General features: G+C 63.4%; 22 protein-coding genes and 1 tRNA gene. 10 read left to right on the forward strand and 13 right to left on the reverse strand.

Annotation, left to right across the window (positions count from 1 at the left end; all coding sequences use genetic code 11):
* Positions 1-22 precede the first annotated feature (22 nt).
* From HMPREF2757_RS08780 to HMPREF2757_RS08800, 5 genes are all read right to left on the reverse strand, one after another.
* Complete coding sequence (locus HMPREF2757_RS08780; protein WP_070575556.1) at positions 23-1,000, reverse strand: MBL fold metallo-hydrolase; 978 nt, start codon at positions 998-1,000, stop codon at positions 23-25.
* Between the two features lie 106 nt (positions 1,001-1,106).
* Positions 1,107-1,649, reverse strand: a complete 543-nt coding sequence (locus tag HMPREF2757_RS08785) for a peptidoglycan-binding protein (protein WP_070575559.1) — start codon at positions 1,647-1,649, stop codon at positions 1,107-1,109.
* 411 nt (positions 1,650-2,060) lie between these two features.
* Positions 2,061-2,147: transfer RNA gene (locus HMPREF2757_RS08790), tRNA-Ser, on the reverse strand.
* A 56-nt stretch (positions 2,148-2,203) separates the two neighbouring features.
* A complete protein-coding gene (locus HMPREF2757_RS08795; RefSeq protein WP_070575570.1) occupies positions 2,204-3,601 on the reverse strand; it encodes a hypothetical protein in 1,398 nt (465 codons plus the stop codon).
* Positions 3,602-3,778: 177 nt separating this feature from the next.
* A complete protein-coding gene (locus HMPREF2757_RS08800; RefSeq protein WP_070575575.1) occupies positions 3,779-6,037 on the reverse strand; it encodes a maltokinase N-terminal cap-like domain-containing protein in 2,259 nt (752 codons plus the stop codon).
* A gap of 67 nt (positions 6,038-6,104) precedes the next feature.
* Here HMPREF2757_RS08800 and ilvA point away from each other — a divergent pair, with 67 nt between their 5' ends.
* The 5 genes from ilvA to HMPREF2757_RS08825 all read left to right on the forward strand — a co-directional run bounded on the left by ilvA (position 6,105) and on the right by HMPREF2757_RS08825 (position 10,721).
* On the forward strand, positions 6,105-7,439 hold the full coding sequence (gene ilvA / locus HMPREF2757_RS08805) for a threonine ammonia-lyase IlvA (protein WP_256278299.1): 1,335 nt from the start codon (positions 6,105-6,107) through the stop codon (positions 7,437-7,439).
* A gap of 145 nt (positions 7,440-7,584) precedes the next feature.
* Positions 7,585-8,727: an NAD(P)H-quinone oxidoreductase gene (locus HMPREF2757_RS08810; protein ID WP_256278300.1), complete on the forward strand. Its 1,143-nt coding sequence runs from the start codon at positions 7,585-7,587 to the stop codon at positions 8,725-8,727.
* Positions 8,720-9,250, forward strand: coding sequence for a proteasome activator (locus HMPREF2757_RS08815; RefSeq protein ID WP_070575578.1), 531 nt, complete (start codon positions 8,720-8,722; stop codon positions 9,248-9,250). The genes HMPREF2757_RS08810 and HMPREF2757_RS08815 overlap by 8 nt, the downstream gene beginning before the upstream one ends.
* Positions 9,250-9,843, forward strand: coding sequence for a hypothetical protein (locus HMPREF2757_RS08820; protein WP_070575580.1), 594 nt, complete (start codon positions 9,250-9,252; stop codon positions 9,841-9,843). The genes HMPREF2757_RS08815 and HMPREF2757_RS08820 overlap by 1 nt, the downstream gene beginning before the upstream one ends.
* The gene (locus tag HMPREF2757_RS08825; RefSeq protein ID WP_083304214.1) at positions 9,840-10,721 is read left to right on the forward strand and encodes an HAD family hydrolase; all 882 of its coding nucleotides are present in this window, start codon (positions 9,840-9,842) and stop codon (positions 10,719-10,721) included. The genes HMPREF2757_RS08820 and HMPREF2757_RS08825 overlap by 4 nt, the downstream gene beginning before the upstream one ends.
* Here the strand turns inward: HMPREF2757_RS08825 and HMPREF2757_RS08830 are convergent.
* The gene (locus HMPREF2757_RS08830) at positions 10,704-11,537 is read right to left on the reverse strand and encodes an HAD family hydrolase (RefSeq protein WP_070575583.1); all 834 of its coding nucleotides are present in this window, start codon (positions 11,535-11,537) and stop codon (positions 10,704-10,706) included. The two genes, HMPREF2757_RS08825 and HMPREF2757_RS08830, sit on opposite strands and share 18 nt — an antisense overlap.
* A gap of 37 nt (positions 11,538-11,574) precedes the next feature.
* Positions 11,575-12,861 (reverse strand): serine--tRNA ligase, encoded by a 1,287-nt coding sequence (gene serS, locus HMPREF2757_RS08835; protein ID WP_070575586.1) that lies wholly within the window; start codon positions 12,859-12,861, stop codon positions 11,575-11,577.
* A 99-nt stretch (positions 12,862-12,960) separates the two neighbouring features.
* Here serS and HMPREF2757_RS08840 point away from each other — a divergent pair, with 99 nt between their 5' ends.
* The 3 genes from HMPREF2757_RS08840 to HMPREF2757_RS08850 all read left to right on the forward strand — a co-directional run bounded on the left by HMPREF2757_RS08840 (position 12,961) and on the right by HMPREF2757_RS08850 (position 16,160).
* A complete protein-coding gene (locus HMPREF2757_RS08840; RefSeq protein ID WP_070575587.1) occupies positions 12,961-14,088 on the forward strand; it encodes a diacylglycerol/lipid kinase family protein in 1,128 nt (375 codons plus the stop codon).
* Between the two features lie 93 nt (positions 14,089-14,181).
* Entirely contained in the window at positions 14,182-14,973 is a 792-nt protein-coding gene (locus tag HMPREF2757_RS08845) for a maleylpyruvate isomerase family mycothiol-dependent enzyme (RefSeq protein ID WP_070576326.1), read from the forward strand.
* 227 nt (positions 14,974-15,200) lie between these two features.
* Positions 15,201-16,160: a hypothetical protein gene (locus tag HMPREF2757_RS08850; protein WP_070575590.1), complete on the forward strand. Its 960-nt coding sequence runs from the start codon at positions 15,201-15,203 to the stop codon at positions 16,158-16,160.
* Positions 16,161-16,283: 123 nt separating this feature from the next.
* On the opposite strand, the gene HMPREF2757_RS08855 is transcribed toward HMPREF2757_RS08850, so the two are convergent.
* From HMPREF2757_RS08855 to dnaK, 4 genes are all read right to left on the reverse strand, one after another.
* Positions 16,284-16,739, reverse strand: coding sequence for a heat shock protein transcriptional repressor HspR (locus HMPREF2757_RS08855; protein WP_070575592.1), 456 nt, complete (start codon positions 16,737-16,739; stop codon positions 16,284-16,286).
* On the reverse strand, positions 16,739-17,734 hold the full coding sequence (locus HMPREF2757_RS08860) for a DnaJ C-terminal domain-containing protein (RefSeq protein ID WP_070575595.1): 996 nt from the start codon (positions 17,732-17,734) through the stop codon (positions 16,739-16,741). Before HMPREF2757_RS08860 ends, HMPREF2757_RS08855 begins: the two co-directional genes overlap by 1 nt.
* 137 nt (positions 17,735-17,871) lie before the next feature.
* A complete protein-coding gene (locus HMPREF2757_RS08865; protein WP_070575597.1) occupies positions 17,872-18,543 on the reverse strand; it encodes a nucleotide exchange factor GrpE in 672 nt (223 codons plus the stop codon).
* Entirely contained in the window at positions 18,543-20,393 is a 1,851-nt protein-coding gene (gene dnaK, locus HMPREF2757_RS08870; RefSeq protein ID WP_070575600.1) for a molecular chaperone DnaK, read from the reverse strand. Before dnaK ends, HMPREF2757_RS08865 begins: the two co-directional genes overlap by 1 nt.
* A gap of 272 nt (positions 20,394-20,665) precedes the next feature.
* Between dnaK and HMPREF2757_RS08875 the strand changes: the two genes are divergently transcribed.
* Positions 20,666-22,201: a carboxylesterase/lipase family protein gene (locus HMPREF2757_RS08875; RefSeq protein WP_070575602.1), complete on the forward strand. Its 1,536-nt coding sequence runs from the start codon at positions 20,666-20,668 to the stop codon at positions 22,199-22,201.
* 107 nt (positions 22,202-22,308) lie between these two features.
* Here HMPREF2757_RS08875 and HMPREF2757_RS08880 read toward each other — a convergent pair whose 3' ends face one another.
* Positions 22,309-23,271: an alcohol dehydrogenase catalytic domain-containing protein gene (locus HMPREF2757_RS08880; protein ID WP_070575604.1), complete on the reverse strand. Its 963-nt coding sequence runs from the start codon at positions 23,269-23,271 to the stop codon at positions 22,309-22,311.
* 54 nt (positions 23,272-23,325) lie between these two features.
* On the opposite strand from HMPREF2757_RS08880, the gene HMPREF2757_RS08885 reads away from it, so the two are divergent.
* A complete protein-coding gene (locus HMPREF2757_RS08885) occupies positions 23,326-24,129 on the forward strand; it encodes a DedA family protein (RefSeq protein ID WP_070575607.1) in 804 nt (267 codons plus the stop codon).
* 56 nt (positions 24,130-24,185) lie between these two features.
* Here HMPREF2757_RS08885 and HMPREF2757_RS08890 read toward each other — a convergent pair whose 3' ends face one another.
* Positions 24,186-26,282, reverse strand: coding sequence for a RecQ family ATP-dependent DNA helicase (locus HMPREF2757_RS08890; protein WP_070575610.1), 2,097 nt, complete (start codon positions 26,280-26,282; stop codon positions 24,186-24,188).
* Positions 26,283-26,359 lie beyond the last annotated feature (77 nt).

Here is a 26,359-nt window from a genome sequence, read left to right on the forward strand (position 1 = left end):
GAGAATCTGCTGTATGCGAAGCCTATCGGCTGTGCCAAAGCGGATGGGCGTTCACTGGAACTCCGGCTGCCCACATGTGGGAAGCGGTGTCCATAAGAGCCGCGAAGCGCGCAAAGGACCCCGGTGGCAGATCAGAAAGGTCCGCAGTCTTTTCTGCGATGAGTTCAAGGGCTCGATGTTCTGGTGTGCGGGCTTCACGGGTGCGGAGGCTGTCGGCTTGGCGGCTGGCCGCTGGCTGGGCAGCGGCGTCTGCGGTGTGTCTGGCAGCGTCTGCGACCGCGGCGGTGCGTGCGGTTCGGGCCTGCACAATCTGCTGGACTCGGTCGTGCAGACCGTAGAAGGGACGGCCTTCGCCTGGGAGCACCAGCGTGTCAGGCGGCAGCTGCTCCAGTTTTCTCAGGGAATCCGTGTAGGCACTGACCGAGCGGGGAAGATAGCCGACATCCAAGCCCAGGCGGCCTTCGAGTGATTCTTCTTCCGGCAGCACGTGATCGCCGGAATACAGGAGCGCGCCCTCGGGGTGATCTTCCACCAACACCGTGTGGCCGAACGTGTGGCCGGGCGTCCACACGGCCTGCACGGTGCGGCCGGACAGCGGCAGGTGAGCGCCATCGGCTAGGAGCACCGTGCCGGCGGGCACACGGGGCACAGGAACTTCAAAACCAGCCGTGGGCGCTTTGCCGTCGCGAATGTCTTTAAGCGTTTTGAGTTCGTGGCCGTGGATGCCACACCAAATGTCCGGCTGGTTCAGCGCCTGCAGCAGGCCAGCATGACCGTAGTGGTGATGGGTCACCGCTGCACCGTTCAGCTCATCGGGAGTGAAGCCGGCCTGCTCGATTCCCGCCATAAGAGCGGTGAGCCCTTCGCGGCTGCCCCACCCGGTGTCTATGAGGCTGAACCCAGTGTCTTCTGCAAGCAGGTAGGCAACGGTGTGCCCGCCAAAGGGTGTGGGCACCGGAATCGCCCACGTCCCCTCGACCAATTCAGCAGCGGCACTCATAGTGCTCATTGTGTCAAGGGGCAGCTCGGGCCGACGGTGGGCTTCGCGCCGAGGCACCTGCTCACCGCCGGTCCGAACGTCGCCGGGCTGTGTCAGCCGCTGGCTATCAGAAGTATTGGTTGAGGAGGTCTTCTGCCATTCCGTCCCATTTCGCGTAGGCGTTGGGGAATGCGGAAGCCTGAACAGCTTGGGCTGCATCACCGGGTGCCATGGTTTCCCAGCCCGGAATCTGGAGGAGGCCATTGGGGGACACTGCGGGATTCACACCGTAGAACGATTTCGCAGCGAAGACAGGGTCTTGGACCTGTGCGGGATTGCCCCATCCGGCGGAGGGGCGCTGCTGGAACAGGCCCAGTGAATCACGGTCCCCGTAGTTGAGGTTGAGCAGAGTTGATTCCTGCTGTGCGGTCATGAGTGCGATCTTGATGCCTTGGCGCGGAATGTTGTTGTCCTTGCCGACCTGGATGATCGTCTTAACATTCTCGATCTGCTGCGGGTTCAGCTGCTGCTGTGCTGCCGCCTGTGCTTTGGGAGACACTGCCGGTTTGGTGCCTTCGGTGGCCATGGCGGGGCCTGAAGCCAGGACTCCGACGGCGGCAATTCCGGCGGCGATTGCGGTGGTCGTAGAAATACGGGTAAGCGTCTTCACGGACTTCGCTCCTGTTTCGATTGCTTCTGTTTTGTCAGCCCCTGCTCGCGTCGTCTGCAGGGCCCTGCAGGGCGGTGCCGGGGAAGTCGAAGAAGCGAATCTCCGGGGCTGTTTTCACGATTCCACGGCTGCAGCCGCCCTTCAACAAACTGCCGGTCAAAGGAGTCTCAGTGTTCCTTGGCCGTTTCCCAACCTTCCGAAACAAGAAGAACCGGGTCGGCGCCTCGGCACCTCGTCCAGCTGCCACCCTTCAGCAGCAAAAACTCCCGTTAGCAGTGGTTGTTTTCGCGCAGATCCCGGCTATCGGGAGTTTTCTTGCACACAATCAGCGGCGCCACACCGCGGCGTGAGCACCACCCTGCTGCCCAAACAGAAAACCCCGGCAGTTCATTGAACTGCCGGGGTGTCCGGCGGTGAGTGTGGGATTTGAACCCACGGAGCCCGTGAGGACTCAACGGTTTTCAAGACCGTCACATTCGGCCGCTCTGTCAACTCACCAGATGCGCACAGCGCCTGACCATTGTGCCACACAAAGGTGAATCACTCACGAGGTGCTACTGGCTGGCCCGGGTCCAATATGCGCTCTGTACGTCTTCGGCCAGCGGTTTGCCATCGGCGAGCGCCCACTTAGTGGGCCGGTCCGCGTCGCCTGCCTGCGAATCGACGAACACAACATCACCGTGTTCGCCGTGGTGGCGAACCATAAGAGTGGGCAGTTTGGTCATGTCGACCGGATCTGGGGTCTTTTTCTGTGTCGGCTCTTCGCTGGGCCCAGCCGATTCCGGGGTGCCGTCCGGCTCGCCAGCCGCCTGGCCTTTTTCATCTTCGGCAGTTGCGCCGTCCGTCGGCTTCGCGGTGGCATCCTCCGCCTGTCCTTCAGGGGCATCGCTCGGGGCGCTTTCCGGTGCTGGTGTCCGCTTGTCGGCGTTGAACAGAGCCGCGCCCGCACCCTTCGGCGCTCCGGCTGACTCGGATGGGAGTTTGAGGCCCTCGACAGCTTCCATCAGCCTGCCGCTGGGTGCTGTGTCGGCCAGCTTTTTCCAGTCATCCAGCGGTGCAAGTCCCGAGTGTGTGTAGTTGCTTGCGGTGGGAGCCCCCGTGGCGAAGTCCAACTGGATTGTCTTGTCGTCTTTGGTCAGCACAACCGCACGGGTTTCATTGCCTGCGAATTCAACGCTGAAGACCTGTTTCACCCCGTAGTACTCAAGCGCTGCGACCAGCTGCTTGCCGGACTGCTCTGCCATAGCTTCGACTGCGGGCATGGTGCCCAGCAGCTGTTCGGCTTCGTCCGTCTGGGCTACGTTCGGCACTGCCCCATCGGCGCTGGGAACACTGAGGATCCGCTCAGCAGCAAGATCCCACACAACGGTTCCCGACCCGGTGCCGAAGCCTTCACCCGAAGTCGCCGCTCGCAGCGTGGCAGACGGTCCAGCATCGCGACCATTGAAGTTTCCGTAGTCCTGTTCGATCGACAGCGAGCGGATTCGCTCAGCTTCGTCAATCACGTCAAGCGTTTTGTCCTCCGCGGCTTTGAACGCGTCTGCGCTGATGTCAGCAGCAGGAACGCGCGCGGCATCAGCAGGAGCCGTCCCTCCGCCCTTCTTCTGGGGTTCACCGGTTGGGCTGAACACCAGGGTGCCCAGTTTGCCGTCCTGTTCGAAGATCTGGGCTGTCGCGTGTTTTCTGGTGATGACCAGCTGGAAGACGTCCGCACCCTCATCCTGAAGAGCGCTGACAATCCGCTCTGCCTGTTCGTGGTTGAGGAAGTCAACCTCTGTCTGCTGTTCTTGAGGCGGCGCCGGGTCGTCCTCGCAAGCGCGAATGCCAACAGCGGCAATAAGAAGCGCAACAGCGACAGCGCTGATCGCAAGGATCGGCTTACGTGCCTCCCGCTGAGTCGAGTCAGCGCTGCCCGTATGAGAACTGTCGCTTGTGTCGTGAGTTTCCGGCACCGGTGTCTGCTTCCTTGGCTGCGAGAGCTGAATTCGAACGGGAGCACATCCCGCCGGAATCCGAGTCTATCGAAGCGTGCCAGACCGTGCCCGCCCAGAGCCCGGCCTCGTACGTCACAGAGGGCGCGAGCTTCATTTCAAGCTCGCTTAAACGCGCATGTGTCTGGGCCTCAGCTGTCAGTCACCTCGGCGGGCTGACTTCGGCTGCGCCGGCGGCTGCTCTTCTTCTGCCGTTTCGACATCGTAGTCGTCTTCTTCGCTCAGGGTGTAGTCGCCGACGACAAGCCCACCCACACCCGGCTGCGCAGGCGCCCACCGGGGTGAGACTTCGGCAGAATCCCACGAGGCGCCCTGTGGTTGCCCTGTGCTGTCTTCGGCTTGTTTTTCGGTTCCCCTGCCAGCCAGATCCGGCCAGCTGGGCTCAGGCTGCATTCTCTTGTCAGCTTCTTCGACGCTTTCTGCAACGGCTGCTCCGTCGGCTTCGACAACTGTCTCGACGGGCCTGATGACCGGCTTCTGGTTGAGTTCAGCAGCCGGGGCGGCCTCACCCGCCAATTCGTCTTGCTGTGGAATCTGCAGTTCAGACCGCTGCGCGAAGTCCTCCGCGCTGATCTTGTCACCTGGCACCGACCAGGCCGAGACCTGCACATCTTCGCCCGCAGCACCCGTCCGTCCGGCGCCCGCGCCTTCAGCCTCCGCACTGTCGGCAGCGTCGTCGACAGCAGTCTCTGTGTCCATCACCGGAATTGCCGTGCCGCCGAGCCCAAAAGCGCTTTCGTGATCGTCATCAGCCGCAGCCTCGCCACGGACTGCGGAAGCGCTGTCCTCACCGCGCGAGGTCTTCGTCACCTTGGTCGGTTCAATTGGGCCGCTGCGGTGGGCAGCTGTACCGCGGGGGGTGGCCTTCGACGGACGACCGCGCAGCGCCAGCGTCAGCGCTGCCAGCGGCACGGTCAGCCAGGCCGGACGGTTGCGCAGCTCCGTGACAACCTCAACCAGCAGGCGGTCGATGAGCACCGCGCGCAGGATTGGGTCATCCAGTGTGACAGACCCTTCCACAGCGCGTGAATATCCGGTCAGAAGCGAGTTCTGTGCCCGCTTCGACCATTCGGACTCCGGTGAGTCCGTGAGTTCGCGCAGCTCGTCAGCAGACAGACCAGAGGTGATCGGCGCATCGTCAGATTCGAGAGTGCCCGTGCGCTTAAGTCGAGCGTATCCAGCCGCGTAGTCCAGGGAGCGCAGCAGCGCAACCAGGTCCAGCGCCGGAGGCTTCGGCTCTGTGCCCTGGCCGTCAGCGCCTTCGGCAAAGTTTCGCACCCGCGGTCCCCCGGTGGGTGCCATAACAACGTTGCCGAGCGTGAGATCGCCGTGAATGCGCTGCAGGCCGCCCACCGACTCAAGCTCAGCAAGCCATTTGCGGTGCCGTCTGAGATCGCCGCGCAGCGGTTCGAGAGTCAGCGGTGAACGCTCCAGCGCCCAGTCAACGCGCTTCTGCCACTTCTTGATCCACGCACCTGCGTCATCCTCGGATTCGACGATGCCGAAAATGCTGGCGAGGTCCCCGTGCAGTTCGCCGATCCGCCTGCCGATTGCCCCGGCGGTGTCGACAAAGCTGGCAGTCGAACCGGAGTCGACTTCCAGTGCCGACCGGACCGCCTGCGCCCACGCGGTGTCAGCTTCGGCTTCGCCGCTGGTCAGCATGAGGGTCGGCAGTTCGCATTCGGACAGGCCGTAGCCGTCGAACCACCGGCCGGAAACCCATCCGGCGACGTGCGGAACAGCCGCCGAACCGGCCTTTGTCAACGCCACCGGCATGTGCAGCGCGGCAGCGGTAGCCGCATTGAGCAGGCGGAAGACCGTAAGAACCGAACGCTCCGCCCCGCGGTCGATGACCGCATTCGTGACATTGCCGCGGTCCGAAACCGTGATCCGGGCAGAACCGAGAGCCTCAGCCACGGCTTCCGGCGAATTGAGATCATTGACATTGACCGCTCGCGAATTCACGCGGTGCGCTTTGATCTGGTTGCCGGGAAAGCTGCGTCCGGCGGCACTCGCACCAACCATGGTGAGCACATAGGCTGGGTCAGCCGCAGCGTCGTACACGCAGACCCGGCCGAGAGTCAGATCGTCAATGCGGCCGATCAGGTGTGCGCGCAGACTGGGTTCTTCTTCAGTTCTGTACGTCAGGGGGATGTTGAGGCGATGCACCTGCTGTTCTCCCCCCGCGGTGGCGCTGCCGACGGCAATGACCGACTCATAGCCGTGCACTTCTCCCCCGCCGGGCAGTTCCATGTGGAACACCTCAACTGAAGACATGGGGGTCACGTCCGGGGAGGTTGCGAGCACGCGGCCGAGAACCCCCTGCTGCCTCGGAAACCACGACTGTCGGGGCAGCCACTCCGAAAGCAGGTGCTCAAGCTCACTGCTGATCGCCACTGTTGTTCTCCTCACCAAACCGGACTGACCTTCCCACTGTATCGGCCAGTACTCGATTTTCTGTGATATGACGCGGGAAGTTGCTGTTCCATCAGCTGAGGTTGAGAATGAAAACGTGTTGATAGACGGCAAGAAACCCCAGGTCCCCCCGACAGCTGCTGAAATCCGTGAGGCCGCCTCGCGAATTCAGCCGAAAGTGGTTTCGACGCCTCTGCACATTTCCGAGCGGCTGTCGGCCGCGACGGGAGCTTCCGTCTACCTCAAGCGCGAAGACCTGCAGGCGGTCCGGTCCTACAAGGTGCGCGGTGCTTTCAACTTCATGCTGCAGCTGACCCCGGAAGAGCGCGCCCGCGGTGTTGTTGCCGCTTCGGCCGGCAATCACGCGCAGGGTTTTGCCCAGGCGTGCAACGATCTGGGGATCAACGGGCGGATCATTGTTCCGCGCACCACCCCGCAGCAGAAGATCCAGCGAATCCGCCATTTCGGCGGTGAGCGCGTGACCGTTGTGATCGAGGGGTCCACCTACGACGACTCATCGGCGCTGGCCAAACGCTATGCCGAACGCACCGGTGCTCTCATGGTGTCGGCGTTCGACCATCCGCGCACAATCGCCGGGCAGGGCACGATCGGCGTTGAGATCCGCGATCAGCTGGGCTACGACCCCGACTACATTGTCGTGCCGATCGGCGGCGGCGGAGTTCTCGCCGGCATTGCCGAATTCGCTCGCGAGTCCATGCCCGACACCAAGGTCATCGGCATGGAGCCTGCCGGGGCGGCCTCTATGATCGCCGCGCGGGCTGCGGGCAAACCGGTGGAGCTTCCTGAAATCGATTCCTTTGCCGATGGTGCCGCGGTGCGCCGGGCCGGCGATGTCACCTACCGGATGATCGCCGACATGGACCTTGAGCTGCACCCGGTTCCAGAGGGCCGGATCGCCAAGGAAATGCTCGATCTGTACCAGGTGGACGGCATCATCGCCGAACCTGCCGGCGCAATCGCTTCGGCCTCCGTCGGACCGGAAGGGTCGTTTGCCCCGCTCGAAGTTCCCGCCGGTTCGTCTGTCGTGTGTGTTCTCACTGGTGGCAACAACGACATCTCCCGCTACTCGGAGATCCTTGAGCGCTCACTCGTGTGGGAGGGGCTCAAGCACTACTTCATTGTGAACTTCCCGCAGGAGCCCGGGGCTCTTCGCCGATTCCTCGACGAAGTTCTTGGCCCTGATGACGATGTCGCCCTGTTTGAGTACATGAAGCGCTCAGGCCGTGAAACCGGACCCGCGTTCGTAGGCATCACGCTGGGCAATGCGGCTGACCTGCCCGGCTTGCTGCAGAGGATGGACGAATCGCCTCTCGAAATCGAGAAGGTCGGGGAAGACTCGCCGCTGTTCCACATGTTCGTCTGAGTTCGGCTGGGCGCAGCTGGGTGCGCGGTCGCAAGCTCTGACGAGGCGCCGGGACGGCAGGGTCTTAGTCTGCCCAGGTGCTGGGCCAGATTTGCCGAGGTGCCGGTTGAAAGTTCGTGTCAGTACCTGCCGATAGGCTTGCCCCATGGCTGAACTGACGACTATGCGCGCGGTGACAATCCCCGAACCCGGTGGGCGCGATGCCCTGCGGGTCGATACTGTCGACGTTCCAGACTGCCCGCCGGGCCACGCCCTCGTGCGCGTTGCCGCCGCCGGGGTCAATCGCGCCGACATCGCGCAGCGCGAAGGCAACTACCAGCCGCCCGCAGGTGCCACGCAGATTCCCGGTTTGGAAGTCGCAGGAACTGTTGTCTCGGTCAATCCTGCGGATGCAGCTGGCCGCCAGACCGGAGCTGCTTCCGGGGCCGGTTCTTCTCTGACGGCCGTGCAGATCGGCGACAGAGTGGCCGCTCTGCTCACCGGCGGCGGCTATGCCGAATACGTTCCGGTGCCCATCGGCCAGCTGATGCCCATTCCCACTGTTTCCGACCCGCACAGCGACACTGAACGCCCCATGAGCTTCACGGAAGCCGCAGCTTTGCCGGAAGTCATGGCGACTGTGTACTCAAACCTGTTCACCACCGCCGGTTTGCAGCCGGGCGAATGGGTGCTCATTCACGGCGGCGGATCCGGCATCGGCACGGCGGCCATCCAAATGGCCAAAGCCCACGGAGCAAAAACAGCCGTAACCGTCGGCAGTGAGCGCAAGGCCGATTTCTGCCGCAGACTGGGCGCTGACGCTGTCATCAACTACCGCGAAGAAGACTTTGTCGACCGGATCAAGCAGATAACGGCAGACGCCGGGCAGCCGGACTCCCCCAATTTCTTTGGGCTTCCCCGCGACAGCAGCCGGCGTCCCGGTGCTGACGTCATCCTCGACATCATGGGCGCGGCCTACCTCGAACGCAACACGGAAGCACTGACGCGCGACGGTCGGCTGGTGGTCATCAGCCTGCAGGGCGGTGCGAAAGCCGAACTCAATCTTGGCCGACTCATGGTCCGCAGGCAGACGGTCATTGCAACCACTCTGCGCGCACGTTCAGAAGAACAGAAAGCCGCCGTGGTCACCGGCCTTCTTCAGGACTTCTGGCCGCACGTGGCAAGCGGCCGCATCACCCCGGTGGTCTACCGGGAACTGCCCATTGACGACGTCGCCGAAGCCCACCGTCTGCTCGAGGACGGCGAAGCCATCGGCAAGGTAATCCTCAAGGTAGGTGCGCATGACTGAAGCGGACACCAGCACCGCTGAAGCCCCAATCGAATCCGAAGAAGAACAGCAGCCGACTGCTGATGCAGACACGGATGCCATCACTGAAAACAGCGAAGAAAACAGCCCGGAAAGCGACGACGAAACCCCCGATGTCGCCGACCCTTCCCGGGTTCTGCGCATTGGCAGCACCCTCAACAGGCTGCTGGAAGACCTGCGCGGAACCGACGACCTCGATGCTGCCGGACGCAAACGGCTCAGTGCGATCCACAAGGGCGTACGCGAAGACCTCGCAGAAGTTCTCAGCGACGAACTGCTCGAAGAATATGACCGCGGGGCCGCCGCGCTGCCCGTCACACCCTCACGCGGCGAACTGCTCATAGCCGTTTCGCACGCTTCGGGGTGGATTGACGGTCTGGTGCAGAGCATTCAAACCGCCATCATGGCCCGCCAGGCCATGAACGGAGAAGGCCAGCCAGCCCCCGTGGTCCAACCCGGCAAAAAGCCCGGAGACGCCCCGGCAGGGCCTGGAAACTACCTGTAGTGGGACTGTTCTCATGGCTGCGATCACGCACGCCTGATACCGGCGACCAGCGGGACCATTCATTGGATGCCCGCCTGGGCACTGGTCTGTGGCGGCAGCACCGCGACCGCTTCGGCCGCGCTGTCGACAGGCTGTATACAACCGCCGTGCAAGCCCAGAAGGAAGCACCCAACACCCCATCGGTTCTGGCAGTGGTCGAACTGACCCATCGGCTGTCCGAACTCGACCAGCGGGCAGCCGGCATTGCCGAATACGCCCACAGCAGGTGGCCGGTGGAAGGCCTGGTCCTCCCAGCTGATGTCCGCCGCCAGGCAGGCGATCTCCCCGAACTGCTCAGCCACGCGGCGAGCAAAGTGTCTGAGGCAGCCCAAGCGGCAGCTCATGTGAGAGTCACGGCCCGGCAGGTGAAAAGCACTGCACACAACGAGGCCGGCCAGCCGACAGACACGGAGGGCACCCCAGCCGACGACTTTCCAGCAGCTGAAGCACCGGCGGCCGACGCCTCAGCCGCAGCTGCCGCCCGTTTCGTCGACGATGCCGAACACCTCATTGCCCAAGCCCACGCGCGCACCTTGGGAAAGGAATCGCCATGAGCATGCACTTGCCGGACGACCGCGCTTTGTCCCGCATCCGCCTGATCGCCACGGATGTCGACGGCACGCTTTTAGAGACCGGCACGCCCATAACAGCGCGCGTGCGCGAAGCAGTTGAGGCTGTTCGCGAAACCGGCGCTGACGTTGTTCCCGTCACGGGCAGACCGCTTCGGTGGATGGACCCGGTGGCCCAGCAGCTGCCGCGCCTGCAGTGGGCTATCTGCGCCAACGGCTCCGCAGTGCTGGATATGCACAGCGGACACTTGGCGGCGGTCTACGGAATCGACACCGACCAGCTGGTCGCTTTTCGTCAGCGCCTGCACTCTGTCCTGCCGCGGGCCGCGTTGGCCTATGAAACCCCGGAAGGGTCTTTCACAGCACCGGGCTTTGTGCACGATTCAGCAACCGAACTGTCTGAATCGGCTGCCGTTCGGGCGCGCTTACAGGCTCCCGAAATCGCCTATGGCGAAGAAGCCGAACTCGGCACTGTCCTCAAAGTTCTTGTCCGCGTTCCGGGCTCCTATGATTCCGAGGCTCTTCTCAACACCGTCCGCCCACTTGCCCGTGGGATTTTCCACCCGACCCATTCGAACCCTTCGTCCGGGCTGATCGAACTGGCAGCACTCGGGATCACAAAAGCGCACACGCTCGAAGTCTTTGCGGCCGACCGGGGAATCAGCTCGCAGGAAGTCGCAGCCTTCGGGGACATGCCCAATGACATTGAAATGCTCACGTGGGCCGGAGCGGGCTTTGCGATAGCCGACGGCCACCAGCAGGCGCTGCGGGCTACAGCATTCCGGGCGCCGGCATTGACTGACGGCGGCATCGCCCCGGTGCTCGAAGCGATTGCCAGTGCCCGCTCAGCGGAACTCGGCTGAGATTTCGTCTTTCGTCAGTTCGAAGATGTTCACCAGCTGTTCGGCCAGGCCGTCTTCTTCAACGGGGGCGGCGATGATGTCGGCGTAGGCGCCGAGCTTTTCCTTCGACTGGCCCATGACGATTGCAGTGTCGACCCACTGCAGCATTTCAACGTCGTTCGAACCGTCACCGGCGCCGATCGTGTGCTTCTGTTCGACACCGAGGTTAACGGCCACGCGCTGAATGGCGCTGGCTTTGGAAACCCCGTCGGGCTGGATGTCCAGCCAGTTCGACCAGCCGACGGAGTAGGTGACCCCATGCAGGCCGATGGTTTTGACGGACTCTTCGAATTCAGCGTTGTCGATCGTCATTTCGCGCATGACGATCCTCGTGGCGGTTTTGGTTTTGAGGTCTTCGAAATCGGTCATACGAAGATCGCTGCCCACGGCGAGGTCACCGTCGGGGAACTGGCCGGAGGACCAGCGCACCAGATCGGCATCCTCGACCATGTACAGGGCTTCGGGCAGAACCGAGGACATTCGCTCAAGCGCGGGGCCGGGATCAAAGCACTCCACGTGGTAGACCGACCATCCGCGGTCGGCTTGGGCATCGAGTTCGACGATGACAGCCCCGTTGGAGGCAACCACGTAGCCGTGGGTCAGGCCCAGTCGGTTGGCCACATCGAGCGCCCCTTCGACAGTGCGTCCGGTGGCGATGACAACGTGATGACCTCGCCTGGACACCGCGCGGATGACTGCGCGGGTGTAATCCGACAGTCGGTTCTCGTAGTCGACTACTGTTCCATCGAGGTCAAGGGCGACGATGTACTCGGTCACGATCTCTCCTGTGGGTCGTCCGGCTGTGGTCGGTGTGTCAGCGCCGCGGTCCTTCCGGCCCCCACGCCTTGATGCCGCCCAGATAGGGCTGCAGGGCAGCGGGAACGCTGACCGACCCGTCTGCCTGCTGGTGGTTTTCCAGGATTGCCACGATCCAGCGGGTGTTCGCCATGGTGCCGTTGAGGGTGGCAACGGCTTCGGTTTTGCCGTCTTCGCCGCGGGTGCGGATGTTCAGGCGGCGGGACTGGAAGGTGGTGCAGTTCGAGGTGGAGGTCAGTTCCCGGTAGGTGTTCTGGGTGGGAACCCACGCCTCTGTGTCGTACTTGCGGGCGGCGGAATCGCCGAGGTCACCCGCGGCGATGTCGATTACGCGGTAGGGCAGTTCGCAGAAGCCGAGCATTTTCTCCTGCAGATCCAGCATCCGCTGGTGTTCAGCTTCGGCGTCTTCCTGGTGGGTGAAGGCGAACATTTCGACCTTCTGGAACTGGTGGACTCGGATGATTCCACGCGTGTCCTTACCGTAGGACCCGGCTTCGCGGCGGTAGCAGCTGGAAATGCCGCCCAGGCGGATGGGACCTTCGGACAGGTCGATGATTTCGTCTTTGTAGTACCCGGCCAGGGCCACTTCCGATGTGCCGACCAGGTAGAGGTCGTCACGTTCCAGGAAGTAGATCTCATCGGCGTGCTCGCCCATGAATCCGGTGCCGGACATGATCTCGGGCTTGACCAAAGTCGGGGTGACGACGGGGGTGAAGCCGGCTTCGATCGCGGTGTCCATAGCCAGGTTGAGCAGCGCCATTTCCAGGCGCGCACCAAAACCGGTCAGGTAATGGAACCGAGATCCGGACACCTTGGCTCCGCGGCCGGTGTCGATTGCGGAAAGCCCTTCGCCGATCTCCAGATGGTCTTTCGGTTCAAAGCCCTCCGCGGCGAAATCGCGGGGACTGCCTTCGCGGCGGATCTCCACGGAGTCTTCTTCCCCGCCGGAGGGCACACCGTCGATGATGAGGTTCGGCACTTTCTGCACCGCGGTGGTGAATGCCTGCTCGGCTTCCGAAGCGTCAGCTTCGAGTGACTTGACGCGTTCGGCCAGCTGCTTGGCCTGAGCTACGAGCGTGTTCTTGGCTTCTGGGTCTTTTTCCTGCGAAACCTTCTTGCCGAAGGCCTTCTGCTGGGCGCGAGCCTCTTCAAAAGCGGTCAGACTCTGCCTGCGGGCGGAATCGGCGGACAGGACGTCGTCAATAAGTTCGACGCTTCCGCCGCGGGCCCGCTGTGAGGCCTTGAATACGTCCGGGTTGTTCCTCAGCTGCACAAGATCAATCACGCTCCCAAGCTTATCCCGCCCTATTGAACATCCAGGTGACGGGCGCGCGAACCCGCGCATCCGCACGAACCTTTCAGGTGGAGTAGCTAAGCTCAGACCATGGATCTTGGCACGCAGACTGTTCTGACCGTCCTTCTTATAGTCGTCGTAGCCCTCATTGCATACGCCATCGGACACAGCGTCGGAGCAATGCGCATTCGCCGGAACATGGAACGCCAGACCTCTTCAGAACTCGCGCAGGTGACAGCAGAGGGCGAACTCAGCGGCACCTCGTCAGACAGGCAGCCCAGATTTGCCGTGGTGTACAACCCCACAAAACCCGAAGCCCAGGCAATCATCGCCGCTGCCCAGACCGAAGCGCGCAATTCGCGGTGGGCCCAGCCGCTGATCATCCCGTCTGACGAAGACGACGGCGGGGTCGCTGCGGCCCAGAAGGCGCTCGATGAAGGAGTCGACCTCATCATCGCCGCCGGTGGGGACGGCACTGTGCGCGCGGTGGCGCATGTGATTGCCGATACCGATGTTGCGCTTGGCCTGGTGCCGATCGGCACCGGGAACCTGCTGGCCCGGAACACGGGCCTGTTCTTTGAGAATCCCGAATGGTCCATCAAAATCGCAATGTACGGCAACGACAGGCACATTGACGTCATTCGCACGCGCACCAGCCCGGGCGCCGAACCGGACACCTCTGTTGTCATGACCGGCATGGGCTATGACGCGGCGGTCATGGAAACCGTGTCGCCGGAGCTCAAACAGCGGATCGGCTGGCTGGCCTATGTCGAAGCCGGCAGTCGGCAGCTGACCGGCAAGCGCACAAAGGTCAAGATGAAGTTCGACGACCAACCAGTGCGCTCATATTCCATTCGCTCGGTGCTCGGAGCCAACGCCGGCCGCGTGCAGGCGGGCCTTGAGCTGCTTCCCGGTTCACGACCGGACGACGGGCTCATCAACGTTTTGGTGACCACGCCGAAGAACATCGCGCAGTGGGCCTCAGTGCTGCTTTCGGTGGTCGGGCGCCGCAAGCGGGGACCGGCCACCGAAATCCTCACGTGCGCGTCGGTGATCATCGAAGCCGAAGAAGAACTCGCCCTGCAGCTGGACGGGGATTTTGCCGGCATGAGCGATTACTTTGAAATGAAGGTTGTCCACGGGGCTCTGACTCTGCGCACACCCACGCCGAATCAGCGTCGCCAAATGCGCACGGCCCAGTGGAACCTGCCGGGATAGACAGCAGCGGTCTTGCCGCGCAGCCGCAGACTGTTCACAGCACGGCACAGCGAATCGGCAAGTGACAGAGAATCGGCGGGTATTGTCGTGACCATGGCTGACGACACCCCAAGCACGACAGACGACCTCCAGCTGAGAATGCTCGCCGAAGGCTTCTACCTGCAGGCTCTCGACCAGGTGACGCACACCGGTATGAACAGCCCATCGCGGCTGCCGGGGTGGACCCGCAAGCACGTGGCCATGCACGTGATCGCCAATGCCGACGCCTTTATGCGGCTGATCGAATGGGCGCGCACCGGACGGGAAAACCCCATGTACCCGTCACGAGCAGCGCGTGATGCCGAAATCGAGCAGCTTGCCGCTTCGACCGCCGACGGGGATGTGAGCACAATGGCCCACGAAGCGTCCGAAGAGCTCACGCAGGCACTCAGCAGCATGAACGACGAGGCGTGGTCTGCGCTTGTCCGCACCGGGCAGGGAGAGGACACTGCCGCATCGTTCATTCCGTGGGCACGAGCCCGGGAGTGCTTTGTCCACGCACTTGACCTCAACATCGGCTACACCGCGCTCGACTTTCCCACAGCGGCGGCCGATCGCATCTTCGCTGAGCTCATTGACCACTGGAAGAAGACTCAGACACGAGCGAACTTTCTCTTCCATGTGACTGATCGAGATGACCTCAGCGACTGGCACATCGACATTCCAGGCACCGAGAAGAACGAAACGGACTTCAGCACACCGGTCGAAGTGACAGGCGAATTCAACGAACTTCTGCAGTACGCAATCGGCCGCGGGTGGCCTGCGTCGGGAAGACAGGACGACGCAAAGGGCGGTTCGGGCACGGCCACCCCCGAAGACCTGCCCACTCCCCCTCCCTGGGTCTGAGCACCCGGACCGAGATGCGAGGCCCAGACAGCACTAAATTCCGGGATCTCGGAATCTGAGCGCCCGGGCTCTCGGAATATCAAGCGCTCTGACCTGCACATTTGATGCCGTTTCGAGATGTTCACCTGGAAGTTCCAAGAAAACACTGATCTTTCACACAGGTGCGGCTAGGTTGAAGGGGTCAAACACACGGGTGCTTCGCACTCTCTTTTAGGAAAAGGATCACCGTGAAGAAGACCATCCTCGCTCCCGCAGTAGCCCTGTCTCTCGGCCTGACCGGCGCATTCGGATTCGCCGCAGCCCCCGCCTTCGCTTCGGAGGGCCCGGAAACCGAAGCCAGTGAAACATCCGAAAGCAGCCCGACAACCTCGGCTGACGGCAACACCGACGCCGACGGCAAGACCGAGGAGGGCGAAGACGGCACCGAGGGCGAAAACAACGCCAACGACGACGGCAGCGAAGGGGCCGAAGACACCGATGAAGGCGAAGGTGCCGGCGAAGGTGCCGAAGACACCAATGACGGCGAAGGGGCCGAGGAAGGCGCCGAAGACAGCACCGAGGGCGAAGAGTCCGGCGAAGAAGCCCCGGCTGAAGACGAAGAGTCTGAGGAAGAAGCACCTGCTACAGAGCCGACTCTGCACCTGTCTGAAAAGAAGATCAAGGCCAGCGACTTCAACAACAAGAAGAAGGGCATCGGTGCTGCCGTTTCCGGCCTTGAACCCGGCACCAAGGTGAAGTTCACCGTCACCGGCACCTCCGGCAAGGCAAAGAACGTCCAGTCGTACTCACAGACCGTCGAAGCTGACGAAGACGGCATCGCCGCCCTCAGCGTGGCCGGAATCACCGACGGCAATGCCGAGGACTACGTCGGCAAGTACACCATCACCGCTGAGTTCGACGGCGAGACGCTCAAGGACTCCTTCGAGGTTGTCAGCGAAGCTAAGAAGTCGGACAAGAAGGAAGACAAGAAGTCCGGCAGCACCGGCGGAGCCATCTCCGGTGATTCCTCTGACTCCGACAAGTCTGATGCCGACGAAGCCAACGCTGATGAAGAATCGGAAGCTCCTGCTTCGTCCGGCGCTCTCCCGCGCACCGGTCAGGGCCTCGGCGCTCTGGCAGCTGGTGCCGCACTGCTCACCGTCGGCGGTGCGACCGTTCTGCTGACCCGCCGCAACCGCAAGGCCTGAGCGGCAGTCGCAGAACTGAGATTCTGAACTGAAACACAGTGAAGGGGCGGCCCACACGGGCCGCCCCTTCACTGTTTCCAAACCCGGCCGTTCTCAGCGCTGGCGTGCCGGAGGAACACAGCACTAGCGTGTGCGGCGAGCGGATGCTCCCGGCATGAGCACACCGGCAATGCGCCTGGCCGGGCGTGCCCGGCGGCCAACACCCTGACCGTCCTCAAACAGAGACACAACATCGCCAGACGAAGCTGCGGCAAAGATTCTGCCGGCAGTTTCCAAACGACGGCGCATAGCCTCCATTTCGGCACGCATAGCTTCCTGTTCGCGGCGCATGGCCTCGATTTCTTCGCGCATCCGCAGAATCCGCTTAATGCCTTCGAGGTTGATGCCGTCATCCTGACTCAGTCGCTGCACCAGCTGCAGCTTTTCGATGTCGTCAGCCGAGTAGCGTCGACCGCGCCCAGCTGACCGCTGAGGCGTCACCAGCCCCAGTCGGTCATACTGCCGCAGCGTCTGCGGGTGCATGCCCGCCAATTCGGCCGCCACAGAAATCATGTAGACAGGACGGTCTGCGGGAATCATCAGGCTTCACCCGCCCTCCGCTGCAGGCCTTCACGAGGATTCTCCCCTGCGGTAGCGGCAGCAAAGTCTTCAACCGCCTTTTTCGCTTCGGCACTGAGATTGCGCGGCACAGTCACTTCAACGGTCACCAGCAGGTCGCCCTTGCCGGACTTCGCGTCGATGCCCCGGCCGCGCAGGCGCAGTGTGCGCCCAGACGGCGTACCGGCGGGAATCTTCATGGTGACCGGCTGCCCGCCCAGAGTCGGCACGGAAACCTGTGTTCCAAGTGCCGCTTCCGGGAACGTGACCGGCAGCGTCATACGCAGGTTGTTGCCATCGCGTGTGAACACACTGTGCGGTGCGACTTCGACCGTGAGGATGACATCACCGGGCTGGCCCCCATTGGGGCTGGGCTTGCCCTTACCGCGCACGCGGACTTCCTGGCCGTCTTTCACTCCCGCGGGAGTGCGGACGGTCAGCGGCTTTCCGCCGGGCATGTTGAGCTTCACAGTGGCGCCTTCAATCGCCTCGGTAAAGCTCAGGCGTGCCTTCGAGCGGATGTCCCCGCCCTTCTGCGGAGCCTGCTGGTAGCCGCCGAAGCCGCCACCGCCAAAGCCGCCGCCGAACAGGTCGGACAAGTCCGGCCCTCCGCCGGGGTACCCGCCGACACGAGTCCGAGCTCCGGTGCCGCCGGTGTTGAACAGGCCCGAGAAGATGTCCTCAAAGCCGCCAGCACCGGCACCGCCGGCGCCCGCCTGGAACCTGGCGCCGCCGCCCATGGCGCGCACCTGGTCGTACTGTTTGCGAGTTTCAGGATCGCCGATCACCGAGTTCGCAGCCGAGATCTCCTTGAACTTCTCTTCTGCTTCCGCGTTGCCGGGATTGGCGTCCGGGTGGTATTTGCGGGCCAGTTTGCGGTAGGCCTTTTTGATTTCAGCATCGGAGGCGTCCTTGGAGACTCCGAGCGTTTTGTAGTAGTCCTTCTCGAACCACTCATTCTGCGGTCCCGAGTTCATCCGGCCCCTCCTTTCAATGCCGAACTGATCTGCTGTTGTGTTCTTCTAGCCGCCGAGGCGGAGCCCCGCTCCCCCAGCACGGCACCCAGGTGCCCCGCCAGGTGGTCGGAAGCTCCGCCTCGGCAATTGTGAGTGTGTCAGGCTTCAGGGAGGTGAACCCCCACCCGAGCTGCCCGAATGACGCGATCGCCGATCTTGTAGCCCGGCTGCATGACCATGAACACCGTGGGCTCTTCTACATCAGCCGAGGGCTGCTGCATGAGAGCGTCGTGGATGTTCGGGTCGAAGATCTCACCGGCTTCGCCGTACTGCACGACTTCAAGCTTGCCGAGGGCTTCAAGGAGCCTGTCGACGTGCTTTTCGTACGGGCCGGTGACATCACCGGCTTCGCGGGCCAGCTTCACTTCGTCAAGCACGGGCATGAGCGCTTCGACCGCGTCCTGCAGACCGGCTGTGCGAGCAGCCTGCTGATCGCGTTCCGAACGGCGACGGTAGGCCGCGTATTCGGCGTTGAGCCGCTGCAGGTCGTCAAGGTAGCGCTTGGCTTCGTCCGATTCCGGCTGCGGTTCGGCGTCTTCGATGCCCGAAGCGTCGTCGGGAATCTCAACACCGAGATCCGAAGCGTCAGCCGCCGGCTGCTCCGCGTCCGGCTGGCCCTCCGGCTGCTGTTCAGACTGCGGGGTATCGGCCCCTTCCCCGGCCTGACCCGCGGGGCGGGCCTGACCGGTTTCGGGATCAATCCGACGGTTGTCCTTGAACGAGAAGCCCTGGTCGTCGGTGTCGCGGCCGTCTGGGTTCTCGGCGGTCATTACTTCTCCTCGTCTTCGTCAACGACTTCGGCGTCAACGACATCGTCGTCAGCAGAACCGGCGTCAGCCTGAGCACCTTCCGCACCGGCTTCAGCCTGAGCTGCCGAGTAGATGGCCTCGCCCAGCTTGGTCTGCGACTGCTGGAGCTTGTCGTATGCCTGCTTGACGGCGTCGTCATCGTCACCCTTGAGGGCTTCCTTCAGAGCGTCGACATCTGCCTGGACCTCATTCTTGACGTCTTCGGGCAGCTTGTCGTCGTTGTCCTTGATGAGCTTGTCCGTCTGGTAGGCCACCGTTTCGGCGTTGTTGCGCGTGTCGGCAGCTTCGCGACGCTTCTTGTCTTCGTCAGCGTGCTCTTCTGCTTCGCGCACCATGCGGTCGATGTCTTCCTGCGGAATGGCCGAACCGCCGGTGATCGTCATCGACTGCTCCTGGCCGGTGCCCTTGTCGGTTGCCGACACGTGCACAATGCCGTTGGCGTCGATGTCGAAGGACACCTCAATCTGCGGCACACCGCGCGGGGCGGGTGCAATGCCGGTCAGCTCGAAGGTGCCCAGCGGCTTGTTGTCGCGCGTGAACTCGCGCTCACCCTGGAAGACCTGAATCGACACGGACGGCTGGTTGTCTTCGGCCGTTGTGAAGGTTTCGGACTTCTTGGTGGGGATCGGCGAGTTGCGCTCGATCAGCTTGGTCATCACGCCGCCCTTGGTCTCCAGACCCAGCGACAGCGGGGTGACGTCAATGAGCAGAACGTCCTTGCGGTCACCGCGCAGAACACCGGCCTGGACGGCAGCGCCGACTGCGACGACCTCGTCCGGGTTGACACCCTTGTTGGGCTCCTTGCCGTTGGTGAGCTTCTTGACCGTTTCGGCCACTGCGGGCATACGGGTGGAACCGCCGACAAGGACCACGTGGTCGATGTCGGACAGGCTCACGCCAGCGTCAGCGATGACCTGCTCGAAGGGCTTCTTGGTGCGGGCCAGGAGGTCCTCGGTGAGCTCTTCGAACTTGGCGCGGCTGATGCTCTCATCCAGGTGGATGGGGCCGGATTCGCTCATCGACAGGTACTGCAGCGAAATATTGGTGCTGCTTGCGCTGGACAGTTCCTTCTTGGCCTGCTCAGCAGCTTCCTTCAGGCGCTGCATGGCGGTGGGGTCCTTGGTGAGGTCCACACCGTAGCCGTTCTTGACCTGTCCGACCAGGTAGTCGACCAAGCGCTGGTCCCAGTCGTCACCGCCGAGTTCGTTGTCACCCGAGGTGGCGCGCACCTGAATGGTAGAGAAGTCGTCTTCGTCCTTGCCGACTTCCAGGAGCGAAACGTCGAAGGTTCCGCCGCCGAGGTCGAACACGAGGATGAGTTCGTCTTCCTTGCCGCGCTCCAGACCGTAGGCCAGAGCCGCTGCCGTGGGTTCGTTGATGATGCGCAGGACATTCATACCGGCAATCTGGCCGGCGTCCTTGGTTGCCTGACGCTGGGCGTCGTTGAAGTATGCGGGGACGGTGATGACGGCGTCGGTCACGGTGTCCTGCAGGTACTCTTCAGCGTCGTGCTTGAGCTTCTGCAGAATGCGGGCTGAGATTTCCGGCGCCGTAAGGTCCTTGCCGCCGAGCTTGGTGGTCCAGTCGGTGCCCATGTGGCGCTTCACCGAGGACACGGTGTTTTCGACGTTGGTGACAGCCTGGCGCTTGGCGATTTCACCGACCAGCGAATCGCCGTTCTTGTTCACTGCGACAACCGACGGGGTGGTGCGGCCGCCCTCAGCGTTCGCGATGACCTTCGGTTCACCGCCTTCGAGGACTGCGACGACCGAGTTGGTGGTTCCGAGGTCAATACCTACTGCACGAGCCATTGTTCGTGTCTCCTTTCAAAAGAGCCTTCGCACTGTGAGTGCATCTGACTCAAGTCTGCTACTGGATGCCTGGACCGTCAAACTCATTAAGTCGAGGCCCATCATCAAACTTGCGTTCACTAGGCTCAACTCTGAATGGCGCGACCTTATTCCCCGGCGGCAGAAAATTTTTTCGCAGCACACCCAACTGCACCTGGGCCGCTATCGTGGTGGGCAGACCAGAGGTCTCTCAGACCGCAGATTCCTCAGCCCACTGTCACGCACCGGAGCCCATGACTTTCACACCAGCAGAAACCAGCCAGCCGACAATCACCGCCCCCTGCGGAACCGTCCGCGGGCTCAGCGACGGCGAAGTCGAGTCCTATCTGGGAATCCCGTACGCCCAGCCGATGACGGAAGCGGCAGCCTTCCAGGCGCCTCGGGCACTGGAGACCCTGCCCGGTGGGCAGTTCGAAGCAACCTCCTTCGGCCCACCCTGCCCGCAGTTCATGCCCGCCGGCGAGATTGGCCTGGAGCAACACCGCGAAGGCGATGATTGGCTGAGCCTCAACGTGTGGACCCCAGCTGAGCGCACGCAGGGTCAAGCACTGCCGGTCATGGTGTGGATTCACGGCGGGGCCTATGTTCTGGGCAGTTCAGCCGAACCGCAGTACAACGGCAGTGTTTTCGCCCGCGAGCGCTGCGTTTTCGTTTCCATCAACTACCGGCTGGGCCTCGAGGGCTTCCTCCAGTTGGACGGCGCTCCGGCCAACCGCGGTCTGCTCGACCAGATTGCCGCACTGGCCTGGGTGAGGGACAACATCGCCGCTTTCGGCGGCGATCCGCAGCGGGTGACGGTCTTCGGCGAATCCGCCGGAGCCGGTGCCATTCACTGCCTGCTGACCATGCCCCGTGCACAGGGACTGTTCCAGCGCGCCATTCTGCAGTCCCCGCCGTCCATGATTCTCGAAGCCGAGCTCGCCGCCCAGGTCACGGAAGCAGCCGTCGAGGCTGCACGCCAGATTCGCCCGGAAGCGCAGGCAACACCGGAGTTCTTCGGTTCACTCAGCCGCACCGAACGCCGCGCAGTGTTGGAAGAACTCACCGCCACAGCCAAGCGCAGCCTGAGTTCGTGGGGTGCCGCTTCGGCCTTTGAACCGCCCCTGACTCCGGTGGTCGACGGCACGGTTCTGCCGCGCGGACCGTGGAAGGCGCTGCGCAGCACACCGCCGGACATTCCAGTGCTTGTGGGCAGCAACGCAGAAGAGTTCAACTTGTTCATAGCCCTGGCGCGCAGCCAGCCCAACGACGCTGTCGCACAGCGCACCCTGGCGACCATCGGCCCACGCACCCAGCCGGAGGCAGCCCAGTACGGCCGACTGGTCACTGCACCAGAGGGCACCGCCCGCCCGCCGGTTGTCTACGAGCGCGTTAACACCGACTTCATGTTCACGGTCCCGGCTCTCGATATAGCGCAGGCCATCCCGGGTGCTTGGGCCTATCTGCTGGAGGCTGACCCCCGCGGCGGAATCCAGTCCGCCCACACGGTCGACCTTCCGCTGCTGTTTGAGAACTACACCGACGGGATGGGTGCGCTGACCTTCCCGCAGGGCCCCACCGAGCGCGAACGCCGCACCGGCCGCCGCATGCGGGATGCCTGGCTGCGCTTTGCCCGCACCGGCCGGGCCGACTGGCCGGAGTTCAGCCACGACGGAGCCACCCGGGTTTTCGATGCCCACACCGACGAAGAGCGGGTCGGCCCGCACCCGCTGCTGGAGCGCTGGAAGTGCTTTGTTCGCCAGCCCGCAGCACCCCACGGCCTGATCTGACGGGCTCATCTGACGAGGCACCGTCGGACTTCCACTGGCTGCGTTGGCTCGCGCTTGCGGTCACCTGTGCTGGCTGGCGTCAGCGGTCAGCTTCGTCAACTGGCCGGTCAGATGCGGATGATGATCTTCCCGGCCGCGTGGCCGTCCTCGACGTCTGCAACCGCCTGCGCGGCATCGGCAAAGCGGTAGCGAGCCGACACCCAGGTGGGTGCCGCAGATGCGGCCAGCAACTGGGCTATACGGGCGAAGACTTCGCGTGTGCGGTGCCGAACAATACCGGATCCCCCAAGTTCTTTCGCCAAAGCGGGATCAGCCGCCGACACGATCCGCACCCGCTGGCCCGCAGCCTCGCCCGCAGCGTCACCAGCGCAGCCGCCGGGCGCCTCGTCAGCTAGAAGCTGGGCACCCTCGCGCAGCACCTCACCGCCCACCAGATCGAGAACAGCCGCGGGAGTTCCCAGCTGTCGCACCCGGTCAGCCCACCCAGGACCGGACTCAATGTGGTGAGCACCCAGGCGCGTGATGACATCGTGCTTCCCTGCCGAACCCACTCCCCACACTGTGAGCCCGGCGGCTTTGGCAAGGGACAGCGCCGACGAACCCACACCTCCGCCCGCACCGAGAACCAACAGCGGCTGTCCCGGTCGCAGGCGGAGCTGATTGAGGGCATCGTGCGCGGTTCCGAAGGCAACCGGAATGCTCGCCGCCCTTCCGGCGCTCAGCTCTTCAGGCACCGGGGTGGCCGAGGCACCGATCAGCACCGTCTGCTCTGCGAAAGTGCCGATGCCCGGTGCTGCCGAACCGAACACCCGCTGACCGACATCCAGGCCAGCGGGTGCGTTCGGACCCAGCGCTCGAATGGTCCCCGCGGCTTCCCGGCCCATGGCCATGGGGAAGCGCACCGGAAAAGACTTCTGCCGCTGCCCGGAACGAACCTTGATATCACCGGGATTGACGGTGGTCGCTTCAACGTCGATGAGGACACCATCGCCCTCAGCCTGCGGTGCTGGAACATCGAGAAAACCGGCCACCTGCGGGCCGCCGTATTCGGTGAAGCCGAAGATTCGCATGAGAGCTCCTGTCGCGCGTCGTTGCCGGCAGCGGTCGTTCTTTAGACTACTGGAATGGCACACGAAGAAAGAGCGGACGACAAGCACGGCGATGTCTCCGGTGACGTTTCCGGCGACAGCTCAGAAAACGCCGACAGCACTCGTGCCGACGGCGCTTCGGACGACGGCGCAGAGAACCCAAATCAGATCCCCTGGCCGTGGGGCGAGCGCACCCCCACCAAAGCCGACAAGGTGCTGTTGGGCTTCATCATCGGCCTGCCGCTGTTCTTCCTTGTGCTCTTTCCCTTCCGGCCCTTTCTCATTGCCAAAATGCCGGTGCTGTTGTCTGTCATCACGGGCGCAAAAACCGTCATTGCCGGGGCCGGTGCGTTCGCGAATGTTGAAGGCTACCCGCTGTCCTTGGCGATTCTGGCCGGTTTCATCGGTGCGGTGAAGTTCGACTGGCTGTGGTGGCTGGCAGGCCGCCACTGGGGTGAAAACGTGGTGCGCATGGTGGCCAACACCCCTTCGGCCTACCGGAAGGCAACCAGAATCCGCAATCTGCCGCAGTGGCTGCTGGTGACCCTCGTGGTGTTCGGCCGCTTCCCCGGTGTGCCCGGTTCCCTGGTGTGGCTGGTGGCCGGATGGTCTGGAATGCGGTTCCGCACGTTCATCAGCGCCAACATCGCGTGTGCCCTGCTGGTGTCCACGATCAGTGCCTGTTTGGGCTGGTTCATAGGCCAACCGGCGGTTGACCTGCTCAAACTCATTGACAAATACGCCATCTGGATCACATTTGCGCTGATCATCGGCACCGTCATCTGGACGTCGAAAAAAGAGCGCGATCGAGCGGCCCGCAAAAAGAACTCAGAGTCCTGATCTACACGCGCCGAGCGCGTCCTCTCGCGCTCGGTTCGCGCCCCGGCTGGGCGGGCTCACCCTCGCTGGGCAAGCGCAAACGGCAGAACCGCGGCCGCCCCGGCCTGCCGCAGAAGGCGCGCTGCAATGGTCATGGTCCAGCGCGAAGCGATTTCAAGGTCCGTCAGCAGAACGGTTCGCCCTGCCACTGCAGCCTCCAGCTGTGGACTGGCCCTGAGCGCATCCCACAGGTTCTTGACCCGGTAGGCGCTGTTGACATCTGGGCTGCCGGGATCGTGAAGAAGCTCCAGTTGACCCAAGTACTCCATGCGGCCCACTGCTGCGAGCCCTTGGGCAAGCGACTGAGCCGAGTTCGGGCGGTGTGTGCTGGGAATGCCGACAACACAGTCGGGACGCACTGCCCAGTCCCAGTCGGCCAGCACCGAAACCGCAAGATCGCCAATGGGCTTTGGAATCTGCTCATCGTCAGCTGCCGGAGCCAGGAACTGGCGCAGCGTCTGCCCCGCCCCGAGGTCGGTCAGCCGGGCAATGACCCGGCCGGTTTCGGCTCTTTCGCCTTCTGGGATCTTGCCCTTGATGTCAATGCCCGCCTTCGGCATTCCGGTGGGCCACTGGGCGCGCGGCGCGACCGGCAGACCGACAGCGGACAGGAGCGACTGCGCGCTGTCGCGCAGACCCTGATCGATGTTCTCTGACCACCACGTGCCCGCACAGTTGTCACAGCGTCCGCACGGCTCGGCCGTGGTGTCGTCCAGCTGGCGGGCCAGGAACACCATGCGGCAGTCGTCCGTAGCCAAGTACTGTTCCATTGCCCGCGCTTCGCGTTCGCGGGCCGCAGCAACACCGGCGTAGCGCTCAGCATCGTATGTCCAGCCGACCCCGGTGGACACATAGCCGCCCTGCACCCGCTCGACAGCGCCGTCGGCCTGCAGTGTCTTCAGCAGCAGTTCCAGTGCCGAGCGCTTGACGTCGACAAGCGGCTCCAAAGCGGGCACGGACATGGGACCATCGGCTGAGGCAAGAACCTGCAGGACGCGCTCGGCTGCTTCAGGGTCCGGCATGGATGCGGTTGCGAAATAGTCCCAGATTGCGCGGTCTTCACGGCCGGGCAGCAGGAGGACATCTGCGTGCTCAACTGCGCGGCCTGCACGGCCGACCTGCTGGTAGTAGGCCACGGGCGAGGCGGGAGCACCGAAGTGCACAACGAACCCCAGGTCCGGCTTGTCAAAGCCCATGCCGAGTGCGCTGGTGGCAACGAGTGCTTTGAGTTCGCTGTTCTTCAAAGCGTCTTCCAGCCGGGTGCGCTCTTCGGCATCCGTGCCGCCGGTGTAGGCCTCGACATTCCAGCCGGCCTGCTTCAGCGCCCGGGCGAGGTCTTCGGCCGCTGACACCGTGAGCGTGTAGACGATGCCGCTGCCGGGAAAGTCGCCCATGTGCTGACACAGCCACGCGATGCGGTCCTCAGCCGACCACACACCGGCAGCGCCCAGGCGCAGCGAATCGCGTGTGAGCGGACCGCGGACAACCACCGTGTCCTCGCCCAGCTGAGCTGCGACATCGGCAACCACCCTTTCGTTTGCGGTGGCGGTTGTTGCCAAGACGGGCACGGAGTCCGGAAGCGAGCGCACAAGCGCGCCGATCCGTCGGTAGTCCGGCCGGAAGTCGTGACCCCAGTCTGAAATGCAGTGGGCCTCATCGACGACGATCATGCCGACCCGCTTAAGAACCTCGCCGAGCACGTGATCCCGAAAGCGCGGGTTCGTCAGCCGTTCGGGAGATATAAACAGAACATCAACGCGATCCTGGCGCAGCGCATCGACGGCGTCATCCCATTCGGTGACATTGGACGAGTTGATGGTGACAGCACTGACACCCGCCCGGTGGGCCGCCTCAACCTGATCGCGCATGAGCGCCAGCAGAGGCGAAATGACGAGCGTCGGTCCTCCCCCGGCTTGCCGGATCAGTCGGGCGGACACAAAATACACGGCGGACTTGCCCCACCCGGTGCGCTGGACGACAAGAGCCCGGCGCCGATCACGGACCAGAGTGTCGATCGCCTGCAGCTGTCCGTCGCGAAAAACCGCGTCTGGCCGCCCCGTCAGTTGGGCTAAGATCGACTGGGCGGAAGCATGCAGAGTGTTTTCGCGTGACATATTCGAAGTCTATGGGGGAGCACCGACACGGCGGCCTGACCAATCACCTTCAGCACCGCGCCGCCTGCCGCACTGCC

The organism is Brevibacterium sp. HMSC063G07, from assembly GCF_001810665.1.
Taxonomy (GTDB): domain Bacteria; phylum Actinomycetota; class Actinomycetes; order Actinomycetales; family Brevibacteriaceae; genus Brevibacterium.

Excerpts from the sequence above, each read along its gene's own strand:
- HMPREF2757_RS08780 (WP_070575556.1), bottom strand. The coding sequence starts at position 1,000 with ATGAGTGCCGCTGCTGAATTGGTCGAGGGGACGTGGGCGATTCCGGTG.
- ilvA (WP_256278299.1), top strand. The coding sequence starts at position 6,105 with ATGACGCGGGAAGTTGCTGTTCCATCAGCTGAGGTTGAGAATGAAAAC.
- HMPREF2757_RS08810 (WP_256278300.1), top strand. The coding sequence starts at position 7,585 with ATGGCTGAACTGACGACTATGCGCGCGGTGACAATCCCCGAACCCGGT.
- HMPREF2757_RS08815 (WP_070575578.1), top strand. The coding sequence starts at position 8,720 with ATGACTGAAGCGGACACCAGCACCGCTGAAGCCCCAATCGAATCCGAA.
- HMPREF2757_RS08825 (WP_083304214.1), top strand. The coding sequence starts at position 9,840 with ATGAGCATGCACTTGCCGGACGACCGCGCTTTGTCCCGCATCCGCCTG.
- HMPREF2757_RS08840 (WP_070575587.1), top strand. The coding sequence starts at position 12,961 with ATGGATCTTGGCACGCAGACTGTTCTGACCGTCCTTCTTATAGTCGTC.
- HMPREF2757_RS08845 (WP_070576326.1), top strand. The coding sequence starts at position 14,182 with ATGGCTGACGACACCCCAAGCACGACAGACGACCTCCAGCTGAGAATG.
- HMPREF2757_RS08855 (WP_070575592.1), bottom strand. The coding sequence starts at position 16,739 with ATGATTCCCGCAGACCGTCCTGTCTACATGATTTCTGTGGCGGCCGAA.
- HMPREF2757_RS08860 (WP_070575595.1), bottom strand. The coding sequence starts at position 17,734 with ATGAACTCGGGACCGCAGAATGAGTGGTTCGAGAAGGACTACTACAAA.
- HMPREF2757_RS08865 (WP_070575597.1), bottom strand. The coding sequence starts at position 18,543 with ATGACCGCCGAGAACCCAGACGGCCGCGACACCGACGACCAGGGCTTC.
- dnaK (WP_070575600.1), bottom strand. The coding sequence starts at position 20,393 with ATGGCTCGTGCAGTAGGTATTGACCTCGGAACCACCAACTCGGTCGTC.
- HMPREF2757_RS08875 (WP_070575602.1), top strand. The coding sequence starts at position 20,666 with ATGACTTTCACACCAGCAGAAACCAGCCAGCCGACAATCACCGCCCCC.
- HMPREF2757_RS08880 (WP_070575604.1), bottom strand. The coding sequence starts at position 23,271 with ATGCGAATCTTCGGCTTCACCGAATACGGCGGCCCGCAGGTGGCCGGT.
- HMPREF2757_RS08885 (WP_070575607.1), top strand. The coding sequence starts at position 23,326 with ATGGCACACGAAGAAAGAGCGGACGACAAGCACGGCGATGTCTCCGGT.
- HMPREF2757_RS08890 (WP_070575610.1), bottom strand. The coding sequence starts at position 26,282 with ATGTCACGCGAAAACACTCTGCATGCTTCCGCCCAGTCGATCTTAGCC.